This is a genomic window from Blautia parvula (genome assembly GCF_020215665.1).
GTDB lineage: Bacteria > Bacillota > Clostridia > Lachnospirales > Lachnospiraceae > Blautia > Blautia celeris.
Genome location: NZ_CP084061.1, coordinates 3140038 through 3160511, shown reverse-complemented (window position 1 = coordinate 3160511; position 20474 = coordinate 3140038). Strand labels below are relative to the sequence as shown.

Sequence of the window (20474 nt, the reverse complement as noted above, 5' to 3'; positions counted from 1 at the left end):
AATGGGAGTGATGTGGACAACAGAGCAGCAGAAGGTGATCGATTCCAGAGACTGCAACATACTGGTCAGTGCAGCGGCGGGAAGCGGCAAGACGGCTGTGCTTGTGGAGCGTATTATTTCCATGGTCACGGATCCGGTGCATCCGGTGGATATTGACAGGCTGCTGATCGTGACTTTTACCCGGGCGGCTGCGGGGGAGATGCGGGAACGTATCCGGCTGGCAATTGAAAAAAAGCTTGCGGAGGATGAGGACAATGAGCATCTGCAGAGGCAGAGCACACTGCTTCACCACGCGCAGATCACCACCATTGACAGCTTCTGTTCCTATGTGGTGAAAAATTATTTTCATCTCATTGATCTGGACCCTTCTTATCGTATGGCGGAGGAGGGTGAGCTTCGCCTGATGCAGGGGGATGTGGCTGCCCAGGTACTTAACGATGCGTACGACAGGAAAGAGCCGGAATTTCTGCAGTTTGTGGAGTGTTTTTCCACCGGGAAGACGGATGAGGGGATCGAGGATATGATAAAGCACCTCTATGCCTTTTCTGTCAGCTATCCGTATCCTGAGGAATGGCTTTTGTCCTGTAAGGAGGCTTACAGTATTTCTTTCGTGGAGGAACTGGAACAGGCCGGATGGATGCAGATGATCAAAGAGGATATCAGAAAAAGCCTGCAGGAGGCCATGAATCTGGCAGACGCGGCGCTGGAGACAGCCAGAGGAGAGGGCGGACCTTATTATTATGAAAATGCCCTGGAATCTGACAGGATATTTGTGCAGAAACTGCTGCAGACGGATTCCTTTGAGGAATGGCAGAAACTTTTTTCCGGTCTTTCCTTTGCAAGGCTTGCGGCAAAAAAGGACCCCCAGGTCTCAGAGGAGGCAAAGGAGCTAACAAAGAATCTGCGGCAGCAGGTAAAAGACCTGTTGGGTGAACTGAAGGAACAGTATTTTGCCCTCTCTCTGGAGGACGCGGCGGAGTATGTGCGTATGGCGGGAGGTCCGGTTGGGGTGCTCATTGATCTGACGCTTGCGTTTGCCCGGGCGTTTGCAGAGAAGAAGAGGGAGAAAAATATACTGGACTTTTCGGATCTGGAACATTTTGCCCTGAAGATCCTGGTGGACCATTCCGGGGAGAAGGATAAGCGGACTCAGGCGGCAAAGGAACTGGCGGACAGATTTGCTGAGGTCATGATAGATGAATACCAGGACAGCAACTTTGTACAGGAAAAGCTTTTAAACGCTGTGTCTAAGATGGAGGAAGGAAACAACAATATTTTCATGGTAGGGGACGTGAAACAGAGCATCTACCGTTTCCGTCTTGCAAGACCGGATCTGTTTATGGAAAAATTCAAAACTTATTCCACAGCCGGAGGGAAATGCCTTAGAATCGACCTGCACAAAAATTTCCGAAGCCGGAAGGAAGTGCTGGACGGGGTGAATTTCCTTTTCTATCAGATCATGGGGGAAGCGCTTGGAAAAGTGGAGTACGATGATGCAGCGGCGCTGTATCCGGGTGCATCTTTTCCTCCGTATCCGGCGGGACAGGATGGGGAACCGGATGCGTCAGAGAACCAGCAGGATGGTGGATCGGATGCGGCAGAGAAGCGACAGAACTCGGCGGCGGATACGGAACTGATCCTGGTGGAGACAGATGAGGAAGAGTGGAAGGTTATGGAGTCCGGTGAAAATGTACAGGAGCTGGAGGCCAGAGCCGCTGCCGCAAGGATTCAGGAGCTGGTGGGTTCCTATCCTGTTCTTGACAAAACCACGGGACAGTACCGCCCGGCCAGGTTTGGAGACTGTGTGGTACTGCTCAGAACCCTTTCCGGCTGGTCGGAGACTTTTAAACGCGTTTTGAATGCCCAGGGGATTCCGGCCAGTGTGACGACAAAGACGGGATATTTTTCCGCCTCAGAGGTTATGACCGTTTTGAACTATCTGCGCATTCTGGACAATCCGCTGCAGGACATTCCGTTTACCGGAGCGCTTCACAACCTGCCGGGCGGATTTTCCATGGAGGAGCTGGCCCGTGTAAAATGCGTGGGCAGAGAGATGGAGAAAGCCGGCATGTATCAGTCACTTCTGGCGGCGGAAAGTCTGTGTGAATCGGATAATGCCCAGGACAGGCAGACCGGGGAGAAGGCAGGCCGTTTCCTGGAGCTGTATGAGAGTATCCGGAAGAAAGTTCCCTACACACCCATGCATGAACTGCTGTGGGAGATCTATGACAGGACAGGACTCTTTGACTATATACAGGCAGGAGCTTCCGGGGAACAGCAGAAGGCCAACCTGCTGATGCTTCTTCAGAAGGCCAGGGATTATGAGAGTACCAGCTATCGGGGTCTCTTTAACTTTGTCAGGTATATAGAGAATCTGCAGAAATACCAGGTGGATTTCGGGGAGGCGAACATTCTTTCCGAAAATGAAGATACAGTGAAGATTATGAGTATCCACAAGAGCAAGGGTCTGGAATTTCCGGTGGTCTTTGTCTCCGGCATGGGAAAACAGTTCAACCAGCAGGATGCCAGGGCATCCCTTGCCATGCACCCTGATCTGGGAGTGGGCGCCGACTGGGTGGATGCAGAGCTGCGCACCAAAACGCCGACTCTTCTGAAAAAAGCAGTGCAGCGCCAGATACAGATTGAGAATCTGGGAGAGGAACTGCGTATTCTCTATGTGGCGCTGACCCGCGCCAAGGAAAAACTGATCCTCACCGGAAGTACCTCCAGGCTGGAAAAGCGGCTGACTGCCTTAGAACCCCTGAAAAAACAGGAGGAGCGCAGGATATCTTACGGCAGGCTGGCAAAAGCCCGCTGTTATCTGGACTGGATTTTCCCTGCCCTTGCAAGGCACCGCTGTATGGATGAGGTGTACCTCTCCTATGAGAAACGCCCCTATGTTTTAAATCCGCTCCACGATGACGAGGCCGGTTTCCATATACAGGTGATCTCACCCACAAAGCTTACACTGGAGGAAGCGGAGACCAGAATGATACAGAAGATGAAAAAGCAGGAAATTCTGGAATTTGATACAGCCGCAGTCTGGGATGAAAAGGTCAGGGAACAGATCGAGGAGCGTTTTACCTATTCTTATCCTTATCCGGACCGGGACAAGATTCCTGCAAAGGTCACGGTATCCGAGGTGAAGCGGCTGCACATGGAAGACGAGGAGAGTACTTCCTGGTATGAAGAAGAGGAGGAGATGATACCCTATATCCCGTCCTTTATTGAAAAACGCGAGGAAGGACTGACAGGAGCCGGAAGAGGTACCGCATACCACAGGGTATTCGAGTGCCTTGACTTTTCAAAAGCCGGGTCTGCAGAAGAGGCGGAGGAGCAGCTTTTGGCTCTGGAGTCTGAACACAGGATTGACAGTGAGATCCGCCGCACGGTTTCTCCCCGTGATGTGTATCAGTTTGCCGCTTCCTCCATTGGCAGACGCATGGCAGAAGCCCAGACCCGTGGATCGCTGTATCGGGAACAGCCCTTTGTCATGGAGATTGCAGCGGACAGGCTGAAGGAGGAATACCCGGAGGAGGAGCGTGTTCTGGTACAGGGAATCATTGATGCCTTCTTCTACGAGGGGGACAGCATTGTACTTGTGGATTACAAAACAGACAGGGTGCGCCGCAGAGACGGAAGTGATCTGATCGAGAAGTACAGGGTCCAGCTTGATTACTATGCGGAGGCCTTGGAACGGGTGACGGGAAGGAAAGTGACGGAGAAGTATATTTATTCCGTGGAATTACAGAAGGGATTGGCTGTGCAGCAGGCTGCCCCGTAATTTCAGATTTACAAACCCCTTCCCCCATGTTATGATAGGAAGAAAGAATAAAACGTTGATGTGATAACGCGATGGAGCAAAGGGGCAGACGGTCGGTAGTCTGTCCCTTTCTGCGTTGTCGCATGTGAGGGAGGTAACGTATGGATTTTGCAGTAATACTGAAAGCAGTGAATGATTTTGTATGGGGCCCTTTTATGCTGGTACTGCTGGTGGGTACAGGAGTTTTTCTTACCATTCGGCTGAATTTTCTGCCATGGCGCAATCTGGGATTTGCGCTGAAGTCTATTTTTAAAGATCCCGACAAGGAAGGCATGGGCAGCAGGGAAGGTGATATCACACCGTTCCAGTCTCTGATGACCGCTCTTGCGGCAACCATAGGTACCGGCAATATTGTGGGTGTTGCCACTGCCATGGTCATGGGCGGTCCCGGCGCGATCGTCTGGATGTGGATCTCTGCTCTCTTCGGGCTTTCCACCAAATACGCGGAGAGCGTTCTCGCTGTAAAATACAGGGAAATGAACGCAGACGGCGAGATGGTTGGCGGCCCTATGTATGCCATGAAAAACGGTTTTAAATACAAAAAACTGGGTGCAGTGATGGCAACGCTTTTTGCTGTCTTCGCGGTCCTGGCATCTTTCGGAATCGGCAACATGACACAGGCCAATTCTATTGCGGACGCTTTGAACAGCACCTTCAAGATTCCGAACATTGTGACAGGCGTAGTGATCACAACACTGGCACTGGTGGTCTTGGTAGGTGGAATTAAAAGCATCGGTAAGGTCTGTGAGAAGGTGGTTCCTTTTATGGCAGTTCTGTATTTTGCATGCGGAATAGGTGTTATTATTATAAATGCAAAGCATATCCCCGATGGGCTTGCCCAGATATTCGGCATGGCATTTTCCGTAAAGGCGGTAGCCGGCGGTGTGGGCGGCAATATTATTGCCACAATGTTATCGGCTATGCGCTGGGGTGTTGCCAGAGGCGTCTTCTCCAATGAGGCAGGTCTCGGCTCCGCTCCCATTGCAGCGGCTGCAGCCAAGACGGATTATCCGTCCAGACAGGGATATATCAATATGACAGGAACCTTTTTTGACACACTGGTAGTCTGTTCCGTTACAGGTCTTGTCATTGCGTCCTCCGGTGTCCTCGGTATGAAGGATGCCTCCGGTGAACTGATCACGGGTGTGAACCTGACCATAAAAGCCTTTGAGAGCGCGCTGGGGCCCATGGGAAGCTATCTGGTATCCATTGGCATCATGCTTTTTGCCTTTTCCACGATCCTGGGATGGGAATACTACGGGGAGAAATCCCTGGAATTCTTAGTCCGCTCTACAAAGATGAATAGGATATACAGGGTGCTGTTTTCCTTTATCACATTTGTGGGCGCTACAAGAACGCTGCAGATCGTATGGGATTTTTCAGATACAATGAACGGTCTTATGGCGATACCAAACCTGATCTGTCTTCTGGTGCTCAGTAATGTGGTGGCGGAAGAATGTTTTGATTTCCAGAAAGAAGTAAAGAAAAAATAAACCTGCTGTAAGAGGTATAGAGAGAACCTGCGCTGACTGCCGCAGGTTCTTTTGCGTCTGCCTGATGTGAAATAGAGGAAATAAAGTGATTACCCATTGTCTATAATTCGACAATATATTATAATAATCTACATATTCTGTATATCTGCAGTTTGCAGAGGATTTTTAGCTGCGGCATATGGGGGACAGATACAGAAAAGGAACTGTGTTAAAAAGAGCTGTCAACAGAAAATTGATCAGAATTGCGGGTGGAAAACTATGCTGAAGATTGTATTGATTGATGATGAACAAGTAGTGCTGCAGGGGATGAGCCACTTGCTGGCGGAGGAGTTTCCGGATCACGAGATAACGGGAAGCTTTACAGATCCGGAGCCTGCCATCCGTTTTATTGAGGAAAATCCGGGTCAGGTGGACGTGGTGGTGACAGATATTAAAATGCCCCACATATCAGGGGTCACTCTGATAGAGAAGATCCGGGACATACGTCCTGAGATCGTCATGATTGCCATGAGTGCCTATACGGACTATGAATATATCCGTCAGGCCATGAAAAACGGAGCGGTGGATTATCTTCTGAAACCCTGCAGACGCAAGGAAATCCTGGGAATATTCGAGAAAGTGGAGAGGCAGAAAAAAGAACGGGCTCAGGAGACGGAGGAAAAACAGAGGGAGCGTCGTTTTTTAAAACTGCTGAAAGGGAATGAAGACTGGCAGGATAAGGATTTCTGTATATTTCCGGAGGGGAAAGCGTGTGTGTGCACTATGTGGTCAGACAGGGACAGAGGCCGTGAGGAGTGGGAGGCAGTTATGTACCGGTCAAGGGAAGAGCTGAGAAAGAGAAACGCTGTAGGGACCGTGGAAGAACACAGACTGTGGATCGTAACGCCTATATCAGGAACGGAGGGGGAAGGCTTTCCGGATATCTGTGTGAATGACGGGAATCTTGTTGTTCATCTGAAGAAAAATTTTAAGTGGGGACAGCGGGAACTGCAGGAGACGGTACATACACTTTTGGAGCGGGAATTTTATATGGATTTTAACGGCAGGCTGTACGCCTGGGATGAGGAAATATGGCAGAAGAAAACCAGTCAGGCAGAGGAAATCAAAATGGAGGAGTTTCTTCCGTTTTCAAAAATTGAGATGATTCTCATGCGGGGCAGAGAAGATCAGCTCCAGCTGACACTGCGCGAAGGCAGACGGCGGCTGATTGGCAGAACAGATGGTTTTGAACCGGTGCAGTTAAAAAAGGGTATGATCCATTTCTGTTACTTGCTGGAGGAGCGGATAAAGACTGAGGAGGCGGGTAAAATTCCGGAGAGTCTTTCTGAACAGGAGAAGATTCTTTCAGACCTGAGAAACAGCCGAACTTTAATGCAGGCATGGGCCAATCTGGAAGCATATCTGCAGCAGATCCTCAGCTTTTTTCAGGAAAAGGCCAAGGTGCCCTCTTATATCCGGCTGGCATCTGCATATATAGAAGCGAATTATATGCAGGAGTTGTCTCTGCAGAAGGTTGCGGAGTATGTTTCACTGAACCCCTGGTATTTCAGCTCTCAATTTAAAAAATATATGGGAATTTCCATGGGGGAATATCTGAACCAGATTAGGATAAAGGCAGCGGTCAGCCTGATGGAGGAGAGAGATTTAAAGATAGGAGAGATAGCGGAACTGGTGGGATTTAAGGATTCCGCCTATTTCGGAAGTGTGTTCAAGAAGTTTAAGAAAATGTCTCCCAAAGAGTATCGAATGAAAATAATGAATAAATAAACATGATGTATGAGAGGCAGGAATCGTCAAAATACTGATGATTCCTGTTTTTTTCTGTGAAACATAAAATATATTTACAAGAAATCTAATGAAATCAACAGTTTTTTTTACAGAAAAAGATATACTTGAAACCATCAAAACAAGAAACAAAGGAGGAAAAAAGATGCGTAGAAAAGGGAAACAAATTTTAGCGGCTGCCACAGCAGCAGCCCTGTTGTTATCCGGCTGCGGAGGCGGTGCAGGTGAATCCAAAGAGGGAACATCAGAACAGACTGCAGCGTCGGGGGATAAGATGACAGATGTGGGAACACCCAGAAAGGATACACTGATCGTAGACATGCTGAGCGGTACACAGACAGACCCGGATAACTTCAACCCCTATATGACAGGCTGTGTGGCCATGGACTGCGGCCTTCACCAGCTCCTGTATCCGTGCCTGTGGGAGGCTGACACCATGAATGGAGAACAGACCTGTGACCTGGCAGCGGATTTTCCGGAAGCCATGGATGACACCAACACAAAATACCGGTTCCACCTGCGGGAGGGCATCACCTGGTCGGACGGCGTGGAGTTCACTGCAGAGGATGTGGAGTTTACATCCGATATACTCAGCAGCACAGAGGAATTCAGTTGGGGAAGCTGGTACAAGTCCTTTGTAAAGAGCATGAAGGCTGTGGACAAATACACAGTGGAGATGGAGCTTGTGGAGCCAAATGTGAAGCCCCAGCAGAAACTTGGCGTTATTGTGTTTGGCAACAACTTTAAAGTGCTTCCGAAACACATCTGGGAAAAAGAGGACCCGGCCACTTTTAAATACACAGACCCTCTGTCCCTCGGGCCGTATACTTTGTCAAAACGTGATGCTCAGGGAAACTGGTTCCTGTATGAAAAGAGAGAGGACTGGGATAAATCAGACGTAGGCGTCATTGACGGCGAGCCGAAACCACAGTATGTACTGTTCAAATATTTCGGGAGTGAAGAGAAACGTGTCATGGCAGCCGTGAACAATGAGATTGACATTCTGCAGGATATTTCCCCGGAGAGCTGGGATATCCTGAAAGAGAAAAATCCCAATGCAAAATGCTGGACCGAGGAATTTCCGTATGCAATCCCGGATGACCCCTGCGAGCGCGGTATTTCTTTCAACTGCTCCAACGAATATTACAGCAACAGGGATGTGCGCTGGGCGCTGACACTGAGTATGGATATCAAGCAGGTGAGCATGGCGACCTTCGGCGGAAAACTGAAATTTTCCCCTCTGGCTGTGCCGCCCACAACAGCACTCACAGATGTATATCAGAAACCAATGGCGGAATGGCTGAAAACGTATGCCTTTGAGGACGGATACAAACCCTTCAATGAGAACACAGCAAAAGAGATGGTAGAACTTCTTAAGACGGAAGGCGTGGAAAATCTTCCGACCACAGATGAGGAGATCACGGATATCTTCGGTATCGGCTGGTGGAAATATGATACAGACAAGGCAGCAGAACTGCTCCAGAAAAACGGCTTTACACAAAAGGACGGTCAGTGGATGACACCGGAGGGAGAACCCTGGGAGATCATTATTCTGGCACCGGCGGATTTTGAGATCGAATCCATGCGGCTTGCATTTGCCGTTGCGGATGCCTGGAGTAAATTCGGAGTGAAGGCCGAGGTAAAACAGCAGGATTCCTCCACATTCTGGACATCCTATGCCACAGGAAATTACGATACAGGCGCATACTGGCCGTTCTGCGGACTGATTCCTGACCTGACAGAAAATATCCAGACCTGGCACGAAAAATATATTCTTCCCAACGGGGAAAACGCAGCAGGCAACAAAGAGCGTTACGCCAACGAAGAGCTGAGCGCTGCCATTGATAAACTGCAGACACTGGAGCCGGATGACCCGGAGGTAAACAAAACGGTGGAAGAGATGCTGAAGATCTTCGTGGACGAAATGCCTGCGATCCCCATGTTCGGAACAGCAAAATTTGTTCCCGTTGTGGAGACATACTGGACCGGTTTCCAGGATTCAGAGAATCCCTTTGAGGGACCCTGGTGGTGGTGGTCACAATTCAGATTCTATACTACGAAAATCGAAGCTGCAAAATAATTTGTCACAACACCAATCATAAGGAGGCAACGAATGAAATTTGGTAAATTTCTTCTCTCCAGGATCGCGACATTTCTACTCGTGATTTTTATTGGTGTGACAACCGTCTTCTTTGTTCCGAGGCTCATGCCGAATGACCCGGTGGAAGCAATGATTGGACAGATGACGTCCAATGCCGGTTCCATGAGCCCGGAGGCAGTCGAGCAGATGAGGGAATCCATGAATTCCCTCTTCGGCCTGGACGGTTCTGTCATGCACCAATATCTGGATTTTTTTAAACGTGTGGTTATTTCTCATGACTTTGGCCCGTCCCTGTCCGCATATCCTACACCGGTTATGCAGATGATCGCCAGGGCGCTGCCGTGGACACTGGGGCTGATGCTGACCACCACGGTCCTATCCTGGCTGATCGGAAACCTGATCGGACTTCTGGCAGGTTTCCGTAAGGACAAGCCCCTGTCAAAGTTTTTGGAAGGGATCGCGATCCTCATGTATCCTATTCCATATTACATTTTCGCACTGCTGCTGATCATGTTCTTCTGTTATCTGCTTCCCGTATTTCCGCTGTCTTTTGTTGTGCAGGGGGAAGGATTTAACTGGGTACATATCAAAAGTATACTTTGGAACTGCTTTCTGCCGGCACTGTCTCTGATACTGGTAGGTTTCGGATGGTGGGTCATCAGCATGAAGACCATGGTAAGCAATGCCAATGAAGAGGAATATGTTAAATTTGCAAGGCTGAAAGGTCTGCACGAGGGACGTATCATGAGGCGTTATGTGATGCCGAATGTCATGCTGCCCCAGGTCACCAATCTGGCGCTGCAGATTGGCGGTATCTTCAACGGCGCGCTTGTGACAGAGATTCTGTTTGGATTTCCGGGGCTGGGCAGTTTGATCTATCAGGGAATCCTGCAGAGTGACTACAATCTGATCATGGGTACGATCACCATTTCAGTCATCAGTGTTGCCCTGACAACCTTTGTCATAGACCTGCTGTATCCATTCCTGGACCCGCGAATCCGCTATAGTTAGGGGGAGAGAAAATGGCAGGAAAAAAGAACAAAACAAATAAATACTGGAATTTCCGGCTGAAGATGGGAGCAGTGCTGCTCTGTGTCTTCCTCGTCATCGGATTTATCATGCCGGTTTTCTGTAAAGTCAGTCCTGTGGAGTGGCAGTCTTATTCCAGAAATATGGATCCCACAGCAGAGCACTGGCTGGGAACCACAGGCCTTGGCCAGGATGTCTTCTGGCTGCTGGCCTATTCTGTCAGAAACTCATTTCTGGTAGGCATCGGTGTTGCATTCTTTGCTACGGCTATCGGTGTTTTCATGGGATTGCTGGCAGGTTTCAAGGGCGGATGGGCAGACCGCATCATTACCCTTCTGACAGATTCCTTTATTGTGATCCCATCGCTTCCCATACTGATCCTCATATCCAGTATGATGAAGGGGACCGCGCCGCTTTTTTACGTGGCAGTGGTCCTGGTGATCTTCAACTGGCCCTGGCCGGCCAGACAGGTGCGTTCCATGGCGCTGACTCTGAAGGAACGTGATTTTATCAACACGGCCCTGTTTTCCGGGGAGAGCACCGGAAAGATTATATTAAAAGAGATTTTTCCGTTTGTCATGAACTGGTCTCTGGCAAACTTTATCAATACAATCCTGGTGGCCATCGCTGCGGAATCCAGTCTTGCCGTAATCGGAATGTCCAGCAATACCACGGCCACACTGGGGACCATGATCTACTGGGCCAATGAACACCAGGCCATGCTGGCAGGCCGCTGGGTATGGATCGGAGCGCCGGTGGTATCCACGGCACTTATCTTCATCGGTCTGTTCCTCACCATGACAGGAGCACAGCAGATGTGGGCGAAAAGGAGGGGGACCAATGCTTAAAATGGAACAGGTGAGTGCCCGCTATGAGACAGTCAGCGGATACGTGAATTCTGTGGATAATGTAAGTTTTGAGGTTCGGAAAAATGAGATCATGGGTATTGCAGGGGAGTCAGGCTGCGGCAAATCCACACTTCTGAAAACCATGTATGACCTGGTGGGTTTTCCGCTGGAGATCTGCGGGGGAAAGGTATCTCTGGTCACAGAATCCTCAAAAGAAAAGAGAGTGCTGACAACAGGAGAGATCAGAGATGAGTGGTGGAAGGAAATCTCCTATGTGCCGCAGGGGGCCATGCACGTTATGAACCCGGTAAAAAAGGTCAGGGAGCAGTTCTTTGATGTGATTCCGAAAGAGAAGAGACAGAAAAAAGCAGAACAGGAAAAGAGCATCACAGCGTATCTGAAAGAACTGGAGCTGCCGCCCGAAGTCCTGGATGCCTATCCCCATCAGCTGAGCGGCGGCATGCGGCAGAGGGTCATCATTGCCCTTGCCACCTTTCTGGGGCCGGATCTGGTGCTTGCAGATGAACCCACTACTGCTCTGGATGTGGTGGTACAGCGGGGAATTCTGACCATGTTGTCAAGGGTTCAGAAGAAACTGCAGAATTCCATGGTCATAGTGTCTCACGACATGGGTGTCCATTATCAGATCACGGACAGACTGGGAATCATGTATGCAGGGCAGATGATCGAGGACGGACCCACAGAGGAAATATTCGGAAATCCAAAGCATCCCTATACACAGATGCTGATCAAAGCCCTGCCAAGGCTGGGGGATGACACACAGAAGGAAGGGATACCGGGTCTGCCTCCGAGTCTCAGAAATCCGCCAAAGGGATGCAGGTTCGCCCCCCGCTGTCCCTATGCGGCGGACAGGTGCCGCAGAGAACAGCCTGCATCCGTATCGGTAGGGGAACGGCATCAGGCAAGCTGTCATCTGCTGGCAGACAAAAGGAGGTAGCCATGGAAAACTATAATTTATCCATTCAGGATCTGACGAAATCTTTTAAAATAGGCGGAATGATTTTCGGCACCAACATTGTTGCTGTGGACCATGTGAACCTGGATATCCATTCAGACAAACCCTGGATCATGGCTATTGTGGGGGAATCGGGAAGCGGGAAAAGTACTCTGGCAAAAATGGTTTTAAAGCTTTTGGAGGCAGGGAGCGGGAATATTTCCCTGGGAGGTGAAAATCTTTCTGTGTACGACAAGAGAAAAAAGGAATTCAGAAGGATGGTGCAGCCTATTTTCCAGAATCCGTTTACCGCTTTCAGCGCCAGGAGAACCGTGGACAGCTATTTGTACGAGACAGCCTGTAATCTGGGAGGAATCAGGTCAAAAGAAGAGGCTGCCAAAAAAATCCGGGAAACCCTTGCAGAGGTGGGGCTTAATATGGAACATGTCCAGGGGAAATTCCCAAATCAGTTTTCAGGGGGAGAGCTGCAGCGTATTTCCATTGCCAGGGCATTGATCACGAGGCCAAAGCTGATCGTGGCGGATGAGCCGGTGGCTATGATCGATGCCTCCCTGAGAATGAACATTGTAAACCTTTTTAAGAAGCTGAAAAATGACTACCATGTAAATTTTATTTACATTACACACGACCTTTCCACAGCTTACTATGTGAGTGACTATATAGCCACCATGTACAGGGGGAATCTTATTGAATTCGGAAAAGCAAAATCTATTTTAGAGAATCCGGGCCATCCCTACACAGAGCTTCTGCAGGAGTCTATTCCTGTTGTGGGAAGAAAATGGGATCAGGATATGGTGCTGCCTGACCTGGAAACGAAGGAGTTTGCTGCCACTGCCTGTAAATTTGCTTCCCGGTGCAGATATGCCACAGAGAAATGCAGGCAGAAAAGTCCGTCTATGTATCCCATGGAAGACGGGCATACGGTTTTATGTTACCGCTATGAAAAATAAGAAAGGAAGTAACGATTCAGCAGGTCTGCACATTTACTGCGATGACCGTAAGAAAACGTTCCGCAGTCAGGCAAAAATCCCATCGCCACAGGCGATTCTGCATGGATTTTTGCTCGTGATTGTGAGGGCACTGAACAGTTACGAAGGAAGAGAAAAACATGATTGGAGATATGAGCAGTTTAAGTAAAATGCGAAATATCAGGACACGTTCTGTCAGTCCTGAAAACTTTACGGGAGAGAAGGGGGCCGGAGGGCAGGCAGTGGAAGGGACCGGCGCTTCCTGCGCAAGGGATTTGGGCAGGGGGTGGAAAGTTTCGCCGTCTGTTCAGATTGAGCCGGGAAAGACATTTACCCTGGCAGATATCAGCGGGCAGGGGATGGTAAAGCACATCTGGGTGACCACCAGCAGTATGCAGAACAGGACTCTGGTTTTGAGAATCTACTGGGATAAGCAGGAGTTCCCGTCTGTGGAGGCTCCGCTTGGGGATTTTTTTGCAAGCGCGGATGAACAGCAGTATGAGCAGCTCACCTCCCTTGCGGTTTGTGTAAATCCGCGCAGAGGACTGAACTGTTATTGGGACATGCCGTTTTACGAAGGCTGCCGCATGACATTGGAAAATCTGGCAGAGGAACCTGTGATCGTGTATTACCAGATTGATTACCAGCTTCGGGAACTGGAAGAAGGATACGGCTATTTTCATGCACAGTACCGCCGTACCAATCCTCTTCCGTATAAAGAAGACTACACCATCCTGGATGGAGTGAAGGGAAAAGGACAATATGTGGGAACATATATGTTCTGGGGTGTCAATAACAACGGATGGTGGGGAGAGGGCGAGATCAAGTTCTTCATGGACGGCGACCGGGAATATCCGACCATCTGCGGAACAGGGACAGAAGATTATTTCTGCGGAGCTTATGACTTTGAGGTGGACGGGGTTTACCGGCCGTACTGTACCCCGTATGCAGGGCTGTCCAAAATAACCAATACGGACGGTGCTTACAAAACACAGCAGAGGTTCAGTATGTACCGCTGGCATATTACAGATCCGGTATATTTTGATACGGATCTGAAGGTTACAATTCAGGCACTGGGCTGGCGTTCGGGCGGCAGGTATCTGCCGCTGCAGGATGATATCTCATCTGTGGCCTACTGGTATCAGGACAAACCGGTGTCCAGCGGTTCCGTGCTTGGGAACAGGGACGATCTGGAGATCATTTAAGACAGGAGGAACCGGTATTGAAGAGAAAAATGGTTTTTGGAGCTGTACTTTTGCTGCTGCTTGCAGGAGGGGCATGTGCTGTGAGGAAAATAAGCAGGATACCGGTTCCTGTATCGTGCTACATATATGACCAGTGCGGGGGATGTTCTGTGACGGACCATCCCTGCAATGCGTGTACCGGTGAACGGCAGTACAGGATCAAGATGGAATCCGTGCTGGAGGAAGGTGGAGTGAGAGATCAGGTTGAGCTGAAGATTTATAATGTTCTCTATTCGTTTTACAGGAGTAACCTTACAAAAGCCATGCAGACTGCCAGTGAACCCTCTGAGATGACCTACCCCGTGGTTTTTGTGGGCAGCACCATGCTGCTGGGGGAAGATGAGGTGGAGGCTAAGCTGTTATCTGCCATTGCGGAGGAAGGGGCCTGGCAGAAGAAACTGGGATACCTGCTGGGAATCCACAGGGAAACGCATATGGGAAGCCGTGAGATCCCCCGGATCGTATTCTTTACCATGGACGGATGTCCGGACTGCCGGGAGGCAAAAGAATGGCTGGACGGCAGAAATGAGGAGCTGGACAAAAAGCTGTATGAAAAATTCGACTTTTACCCTGTGGGCAGTGGGGAACCGGGAAGCTGGGAGATGCTGAAAAAGTTTTATATTCTCTACGGCAGGGAACAGGAATCTCTGTGGGTGCCCACCATTGTGGTAAATGGTGAATGTCTCATCGGCATGGAAGAGATCAGGAATTATTTTGAGCATTATGACACAGACGGGGAGATCAGGACAGAGGTGCCGAAAGACTATGAGTAAATTAAAGCTGAACAGACCCAGAACCTTGTGGATCAAGACAATTTTGATCTTCCTGACAGGCGGTATCTTTATCTGCATTCTTTTCAGCATCCTGTATTACCGGACAGTGAAGATCATGACAGAGAAGACAAACCTGCTCTTTGAAAATACCGTGTACCAGGTCTCTGAGAGATGCAGCCAGGAGGCAGGGCAGATGGAGGATCTGATACTGGGAATCTCAGAGAACCAGTGGGTGAAAAATTATCTGTCCGGGCTTATGTCCGGCAGAGATAATTTTTCCATGACAGAGGTGCGTATTGTGCGGGAGGCTCTGCGGGAGAGAAATCTCAATATGGCGGAAAATGTCTATGTCTATACAGAGGATTATGAGCCGATCAACTGTTTTTACAGAAACGCGGTATTTGAGACAGAAGAGCCATACAGGATATATCTGGAAAAATACCAGGAGTTTCCCCACGGAAATATCCTGTGGCGGTATCCCCAGGGGGAGCCGCGTATGATGGAGGCCGTAAGCTATATTCATGACGGGGATGTGGTTTACGGGCTTTTGGTCGTCCAGTTTACACAGGAGAGTTTCGAGACACTATTTACAGCTAAGAATAAAAGCCGCCAGGAGAAAATGCTGCTGACAGATGCTGACGGACGCATTCTGTTTACAGAGGACAAAAGCCTGATCGGAAAATATGTGAAGGCACCAGCGCAGGAGGCAGAGGAACATCATGTAGCCTACCCCCTGGGAAGCTTTGGATGGAACCTGTGCGGGATTCTGGAAAGTACAGCCGTCACACAGGAACTGAATAAGATCATCCCGATACTGATCATTGTCTTTGTGTGCATAGCTCTTCTGGTTGGAATCATAGCCCTCACCATTTTCAAGTCTTTTCTAAGGCCGGTAAAACAGCTCCTGTACGGCATGGAGCGGATACAGAACGGAGAGCTGGATTTTACTATGGAGCGCAAGAAGCAGGATGAATTCGGCATGATCATCGACAGTTTCAATTATATGCTTGTGCGCATCAAGGAACTGCTCCATACGGTGCAGAGACAGCGCAACAACTACTATAAGCTGGAAATGCTGGCACTCAAATCAAAACTGAATCCTCATTTTCTCTATAACGCCTTTGATATGATCTACTGGAAGATGGTTCTGAAAAATGAGTATGAGATTGCCGATGTGGTGGCAACCCTTGCGGACATTCTGCGGTATTGTGTCAACCACAAAAAGGAATTTGTTACAGTGCAGGAGGATATGAGATACCTGTCTTCCTATTTGTCATTCCAGAGGCTGCTTCTTAACGAAAAGCTGCAGTATGAGATCGACATTCCCAAGGAGCTTTCAGAATGTGAGATGCCCAAACTGCTGATTCAGCCACTGGTGGAAAATGCTATTAAGTATGGTATGGATGAACAGGAAGGGCAGCTTCGTGTGAGCCTCAGACAGGAGGGGGATTACCTGGTTTTTGAAGTCTGGGACAATGGAAAAGGGATGCCGCAGGAGACCACCCGCCGCCTGCTTCAGGACGATACAGGAGATAACGGCGGATTTGGGGTACGTCTTGTGAAGGCTATGGTAAAGAGCACCTACGGGGAGGACTGCGGTGTCTCCATCTACAGCAGAGAAGGGTGGGGAACAAAAGTCACTGTCAGAATACTCAAGGATGTGCCTGTGCCGGAATATATCAGATAGCAGCAGGTTATTTTTATTGGAGGAAAGGTTTGTCATTCCACGAAAGAGGTGATAAGATAAGAAAGAAAATAAATTACCGGTAGGAGAACATCATGAGAAAACTGCTGATTTATATGAAAGACTATAAAAAAGAGTCTGTCCTGGCACCCCTGTTCAAACTTCTGGAAGCATCCTTTGAACTGCTGGTGCCTCTTGTTATGGCCAGGATCATTGACCGGGGCATCGGAAACGGAGACAAGCATTATGTGACCATCATGTGCCTGCTCATGGTAAGCCTGGGCATTATCGGACTTGTGTGCTCCGCCACGGCACAGTATTTTGCCGCAAAGGCGGCAGTGGGATTTTCCACAAAGCTGCGGCACGCGTTATTTTCCCATATCCAGGGGCTTTCTTTTACAGAAATGGATACCATGGGTACCTCCACTCTGATCACCAGGATGACAAGTGATATCAACCAGGTGCAGAATGGAGTCAATATGGTTCTGCGTCTGTTCCTCCGCTCGCCGTGCATTGTGTTCGGCGCTATGATCATGGCGTTTACCATTGACGTAAAGGCGGCGCTTATCTTTGTGGTGACGATTCCCCTGCTCTCTGTGGTAGTATTTGGTATCATGCTGATCACCATTCCTCTGTATAAGAAGACACAGGCCGCCCTGGACCGGGTACTGGGAATTACCAGGGAGAATCTGACCGGCGTAAGGGTTATCCGTGCATTTAATAAGGAAGAGGAAGAGAAGGAACGCTTTGAAGTCAGCAATGATACACTCACTGCAATGCAGAAGCACGTGGGGAAAATATCAGGTCTGATGAATCCCATGACATACGTGATCATCAACGGTGCCCTGGTGGTTCTGCTGTGGACAGGCGCCATCCGCGTGGATACAGGGTATATCACTCAGGGCCAGCTTATCGCCCTGGTAAATTATATGTCCCAGATCCTGGTGGAGCTGATCAAGCTGGCGAACCTGATCATCACCATCACCAAAGCACTTGCCTGTGCAAACCGCGTGGAGAGTGTCCTGGAAATACAGTCCAGTATGCAGGACGCAGACAGAAAATCCCCGGAAAAGGCCAAAACCGGCAGCCCGTCTGTAGAATTTCGCCATGTGGGACTTACGTATAAAAATGCCGGGGAGGAATCCCTGACAGACATTGATTTTAAGGCGGAAAAGGGACAGACCATCGGTATCATTGGCGGTACCGGTTCCGGAAAATCATCTCTCGTACACCTGATCCCCAGGTTCTATGACGTCACGGCAGGTGAAGTACGGGTAAACGGCGTGGATGTGAGGAACTATCCCATCCATGAGCTCAGACAGAAGGTGGGGATGGTCCTGCAGAAGGCAACCCTTTTTAAAGGGACTATCCGGGAAAATCTCCTCTGGGGAAACCGGGGGGCATCCGACGAAGAGCTGTGGCGCGCGCTGGAAATCTCCCAGGCAAAGGAATTTGTGGATAAGAAGGAGGACGGCCTGGACACAGAGGTGGTGCAGGGTGGTAAGAACCTCTCCGGCGGACAGAAACAGCGCCTCACCATTGCCAGAGCCCTGGTCAAAAATCCTGAGATCCTGATCCTGGATGACAGTGCCTCAGCCCTTGACTTTGCCACAGACGCCAGGCTACGTCAGGCCATAGGAAATCTGAAGGACAGGATGACAGTATTCATTGTATCCCAGAGGGCTTCCTCTGTCATGTATGCGGATTTGATCCTTGTTATGGAGGACGGCCGTCTGGCAGGGGCCGGCAGTCACGGAGAACTTCTGGAGACCTGCAGCGTGTACAGGGAAATCTATGAATCACAGTTTGAGAGCAGACAGGAGGAGGCATAATATGGACAAGAAAAAATCAGCGCAGAAGGAAACACTTCTGAAGGTATTAAAATATGTCCGCCATTACTGGCCGTTTCTGATTCTGTCCATTGCGGCAGCGGCGGTGACTGTGGTTCTGACTCTGTATGTGCCTATTCTCACAGGAGAGGCCATTGACTACATTATCGACAAGGGAAAAGTTGACTTTGTCCATGTGTTCGGCACTCTGCAGAAAATCGGGATCGTCATTCTGCTCACAGCCCTGGCGCAGTGGATCATGAATGTGAGCAACAATAAAATCGCCTACCACACAGTACAGGATGTGAGGAACCGGGCATTTCAGAAAATACAGATCCTGCCGCTTAAATACATGGATGACCACTCCTACGGTGAGGTGGTAAGCCGTGTCATAGCGGATGTGGACCAGTTCTCAGACGGACTTTTAATGGGATTTACCCAGCTATTTACCGGTGTGATCACGATTCTGGGTACCCTGCTTTTTATGCTCACCAGAGATATGGGCATTACATTGGTGGTGGTTCTGATCACACCGCTGTCCCTTTTTGTGGCAAATTTCATTGCAAAGAGGACTTTCGTTATGTTCAAGCAGCAGTCAGAGGCCCGCGGAGAGCAGACTGCGCTTGTGGAGGAAATGATAGGCGGACAGAAGGTGGTGCAGGCATTCAATTATGAGGAGGAAGCTCTGGAACATTTTGATGAGATCAATGAAAAGCTGGCAGACTGTTCCTTGAAAGCTATTTTCTTTTCGTCTTTGACAAATCCCTGTACACGGTTTGTCAACAGTCTTGTTTATGCCGGAGTCGGGCTGGTAGGGGCACTGTCGGTTATAAACGGCGGGATAACTGTGGGGCAGCTTTCCTGTTTTTTAAGCTATGCCAACCAGTATACAAAACCTTTCAACGAGATTTCAGGCGTGGTGACAGAGCTTCAGAATGCGCTGGCATGCGCTTCCCGCATATTTGCGCTCATAGAGGAGGAGCCTCAGACACCGGAACCGGATCATGCTGAGAATCTGGAACATACAGATGGGAAGGTGGATCTGGAGCATGTATATTTTTCCTATTCACCGGAGATAAAGCTGGTGCAGGATTTTAATCTCCATGTGCAGCCGGGGCAGAGAGTGGCAATTGTGGGACCCACCGGCTGCGGAAAGACTACTATCATCAATCTGCTGATGCGTTTTTATGATGTGGACAGCGGCAGTATCCGTGTCAGCAGCCGGGATATCCGCAGTATTACCAGAAAAAGCCTGCGGGGGTCCTATGGAATGGTGCTCCAGGATACTTGGCTCAGAACAGGCACCATCCGGGATAATATCACAATGGGCAAACCGGACGCCACGGAGGAAGAGATCAAAGCCGCAGCCAAAGCCTCCCATGCGCACAGTTTTATCAAACGTCTTCCCAAGGGCTATGACACAGAGATCACAGAGGACGGCGGCGGGCTGTCCCAGGGGCAGAAGCAGCTTCTGTGTATTACCAGGGTTATGCTCTGCCTGCCGCCCATGCTGATTCTGGATGAGGCTACATCCTCCATTGATACCAGAACAGAGATGCACATTCAGGAGGCATTTGCAAAGATGATGCAGGGCAGGACCAGCTTTATTGTGGCACACCGCCTGTCCACCATCCGGGAGGCGGATGTGATCCTGGTAATGAATAACGGAAATATTGTGGAGCAGGGAGATCACAGATCACTGCTTGAGAAAAACGGTTTCTATGCCAGACTGTATAACAGCCAGTTTCTGTCCGGACAGGACATGGCGGATAACGGTTCAGGCAGGTCTGCACATTCACAGCGCTGAACCGGTGTCGGCAGCCATCCGGCCCAGTGCGAAGCGGTTTTTAATGGGCATGTACGCAGCCGTTCGTCTTCCGGGAATTGTTACAGCGGCTGCAGGCATAGAATACAAAGGCGG

At 49.5% G+C, this 20474-nt stretch carries 13 protein-coding genes; all 13 read left to right on the top strand.

Annotated features, from left to right (window positions below):
• Position 1 precedes the first annotated feature (1 nt).
• The 13 genes from addA (at position 2) to LC508_RS14595 (ending at position 20360) form a co-directional block, all read left to right on the top strand.
• Complete coding sequence (addA, locus tag LC508_RS14655) at positions 2 to 3784, top strand: helicase-exonuclease AddAB subunit AddA (protein WP_103732312.1); 3783 nt, start codon at positions 2 to 4, stop codon at positions 3782 to 3784.
• 140 nt (positions 3785 to 3924) lie between these two features.
• A complete protein-coding gene (locus tag LC508_RS14650) occupies positions 3925 to 5316 on the top strand; it encodes an alanine/glycine:cation symporter family protein (RefSeq protein WP_103732313.1) in 1392 nt (463 codons plus the stop codon).
• A 258-nt stretch (positions 5317 to 5574) separates the two neighbouring features.
• Entirely contained in the window at positions 5575 to 7083 is a 1509-nt protein-coding gene (locus tag LC508_RS14645; RefSeq protein WP_118593790.1) for a response regulator, read from the top strand.
• 163 nt (positions 7084 to 7246) lie between these two features.
• Positions 7247 to 9181, top strand: a complete 1935-nt coding sequence (locus LC508_RS14640) for an ABC transporter substrate-binding protein (protein WP_225305189.1) — start codon at positions 7247 to 7249, stop codon at positions 9179 to 9181.
• Between the two features lie 33 nt (positions 9182 to 9214).
• A complete protein-coding gene (locus LC508_RS14635) occupies positions 9215 to 10213 on the top strand; it encodes an ABC transporter permease (RefSeq protein WP_103733112.1) in 999 nt (332 codons plus the stop codon).
• An 11-nt stretch (positions 10214 to 10224) separates the two neighbouring features.
• Positions 10225 to 11079, top strand: a complete 855-nt coding sequence (locus LC508_RS14630; RefSeq protein ID WP_118593788.1) for an ABC transporter permease — start codon at positions 10225 to 10227, stop codon at positions 11077 to 11079.
• A complete protein-coding gene (locus tag LC508_RS14625) occupies positions 11072 to 12037 on the top strand; it encodes an ABC transporter ATP-binding protein (RefSeq protein WP_103732322.1) in 966 nt (321 codons plus the stop codon). Before LC508_RS14630 ends, LC508_RS14625 begins: the two co-directional genes overlap by 8 nt.
• 2 nt (positions 12038 to 12039) lie before the next feature.
• Positions 12040 to 13005 carry an ABC transporter ATP-binding protein gene (locus LC508_RS14620; RefSeq protein WP_103732321.1) on the top strand — a complete coding sequence of 322 codons (966 nt, stop codon included), beginning with the start codon at positions 12040 to 12042 and terminating at the stop codon, positions 13003 to 13005.
• Between the two features lie 158 nt (positions 13006 to 13163).
• A complete protein-coding gene (locus LC508_RS14615; RefSeq protein ID WP_103732320.1) occupies positions 13164 to 14228 on the top strand; it encodes a glycoside hydrolase family 172 protein in 1065 nt (354 codons plus the stop codon).
• 17 nt (positions 14229 to 14245) lie between these two features.
• The gene (locus LC508_RS14610) at positions 14246 to 15040 is read left to right on the top strand and encodes a glutaredoxin family protein (protein WP_054352022.1); all 795 of its coding nucleotides are present in this window, start codon (positions 14246 to 14248) and stop codon (positions 15038 to 15040) included.
• Positions 15033 to 16727, top strand: a complete 1695-nt coding sequence (locus LC508_RS14605; RefSeq protein ID WP_158587222.1) for a sensor histidine kinase — start codon at positions 15033 to 15035, stop codon at positions 16725 to 16727. The genes LC508_RS14610 and LC508_RS14605 overlap by 8 nt, the downstream gene beginning before the upstream one ends.
• Positions 16728 to 16819: 92 nt before the next feature.
• Entirely contained in the window at positions 16820 to 18556 is a 1737-nt protein-coding gene (locus tag LC508_RS14600; RefSeq protein WP_103732318.1) for an ABC transporter ATP-binding protein, read from the top strand.
• Between the two features lies 1 nt (position 18557).
• The gene (locus LC508_RS14595; protein ID WP_054352025.1) at positions 18558 to 20360 is read left to right on the top strand and encodes an ABC transporter ATP-binding protein; all 1803 of its coding nucleotides are present in this window, start codon (positions 18558 to 18560) and stop codon (positions 20358 to 20360) included.
• Positions 20361 to 20474: the final 114 nt, after the last annotated feature.

What these genes read in the sequence shown, in the direction of transcription:
- addA (WP_103732312.1), top strand. Translation starts at nt 2, where the DNA reads ATGGGAGTGATGTGGACAACAGAGCAGCAGAAGGTGATCGATTCCAGA.
- LC508_RS14650 (WP_103732313.1), top strand. Translation starts at nt 3,925, where the DNA reads ATGGATTTTGCAGTAATACTGAAAGCAGTGAATGATTTTGTATGGGGC.
- LC508_RS14645 (WP_118593790.1), top strand. Translation starts at nt 5,575, where the DNA reads ATGCTGAAGATTGTATTGATTGATGATGAACAAGTAGTGCTGCAGGGG.
- LC508_RS14640 (WP_225305189.1), top strand. Translation starts at nt 7,247, where the DNA reads ATGCGTAGAAAAGGGAAACAAATTTTAGCGGCTGCCACAGCAGCAGCC.
- LC508_RS14635 (WP_103733112.1), top strand. Translation starts at nt 9,215, where the DNA reads ATGAAATTTGGTAAATTTCTTCTCTCCAGGATCGCGACATTTCTACTC.
- LC508_RS14630 (WP_118593788.1), top strand. Translation starts at nt 10,225, where the DNA reads ATGGCAGGAAAAAAGAACAAAACAAATAAATACTGGAATTTCCGGCTG.
- LC508_RS14625 (WP_103732322.1), top strand. Translation starts at nt 11,072, where the DNA reads ATGCTTAAAATGGAACAGGTGAGTGCCCGCTATGAGACAGTCAGCGGA.
- LC508_RS14620 (WP_103732321.1), top strand. Translation starts at nt 12,040, where the DNA reads ATGGAAAACTATAATTTATCCATTCAGGATCTGACGAAATCTTTTAAA.
- LC508_RS14615 (WP_103732320.1), top strand. Translation starts at nt 13,164, where the DNA reads ATGATTGGAGATATGAGCAGTTTAAGTAAAATGCGAAATATCAGGACA.
- LC508_RS14605 (WP_158587222.1), top strand. Translation starts at nt 15,033, where the DNA reads ATGAGTAAATTAAAGCTGAACAGACCCAGAACCTTGTGGATCAAGACA.
- LC508_RS14600 (WP_103732318.1), top strand. Translation starts at nt 16,820, where the DNA reads ATGAGAAAACTGCTGATTTATATGAAAGACTATAAAAAAGAGTCTGTC.
- LC508_RS14595 (WP_054352025.1), top strand. Translation starts at nt 18,558, where the DNA reads ATGGACAAGAAAAAATCAGCGCAGAAGGAAACACTTCTGAAGGTATTA.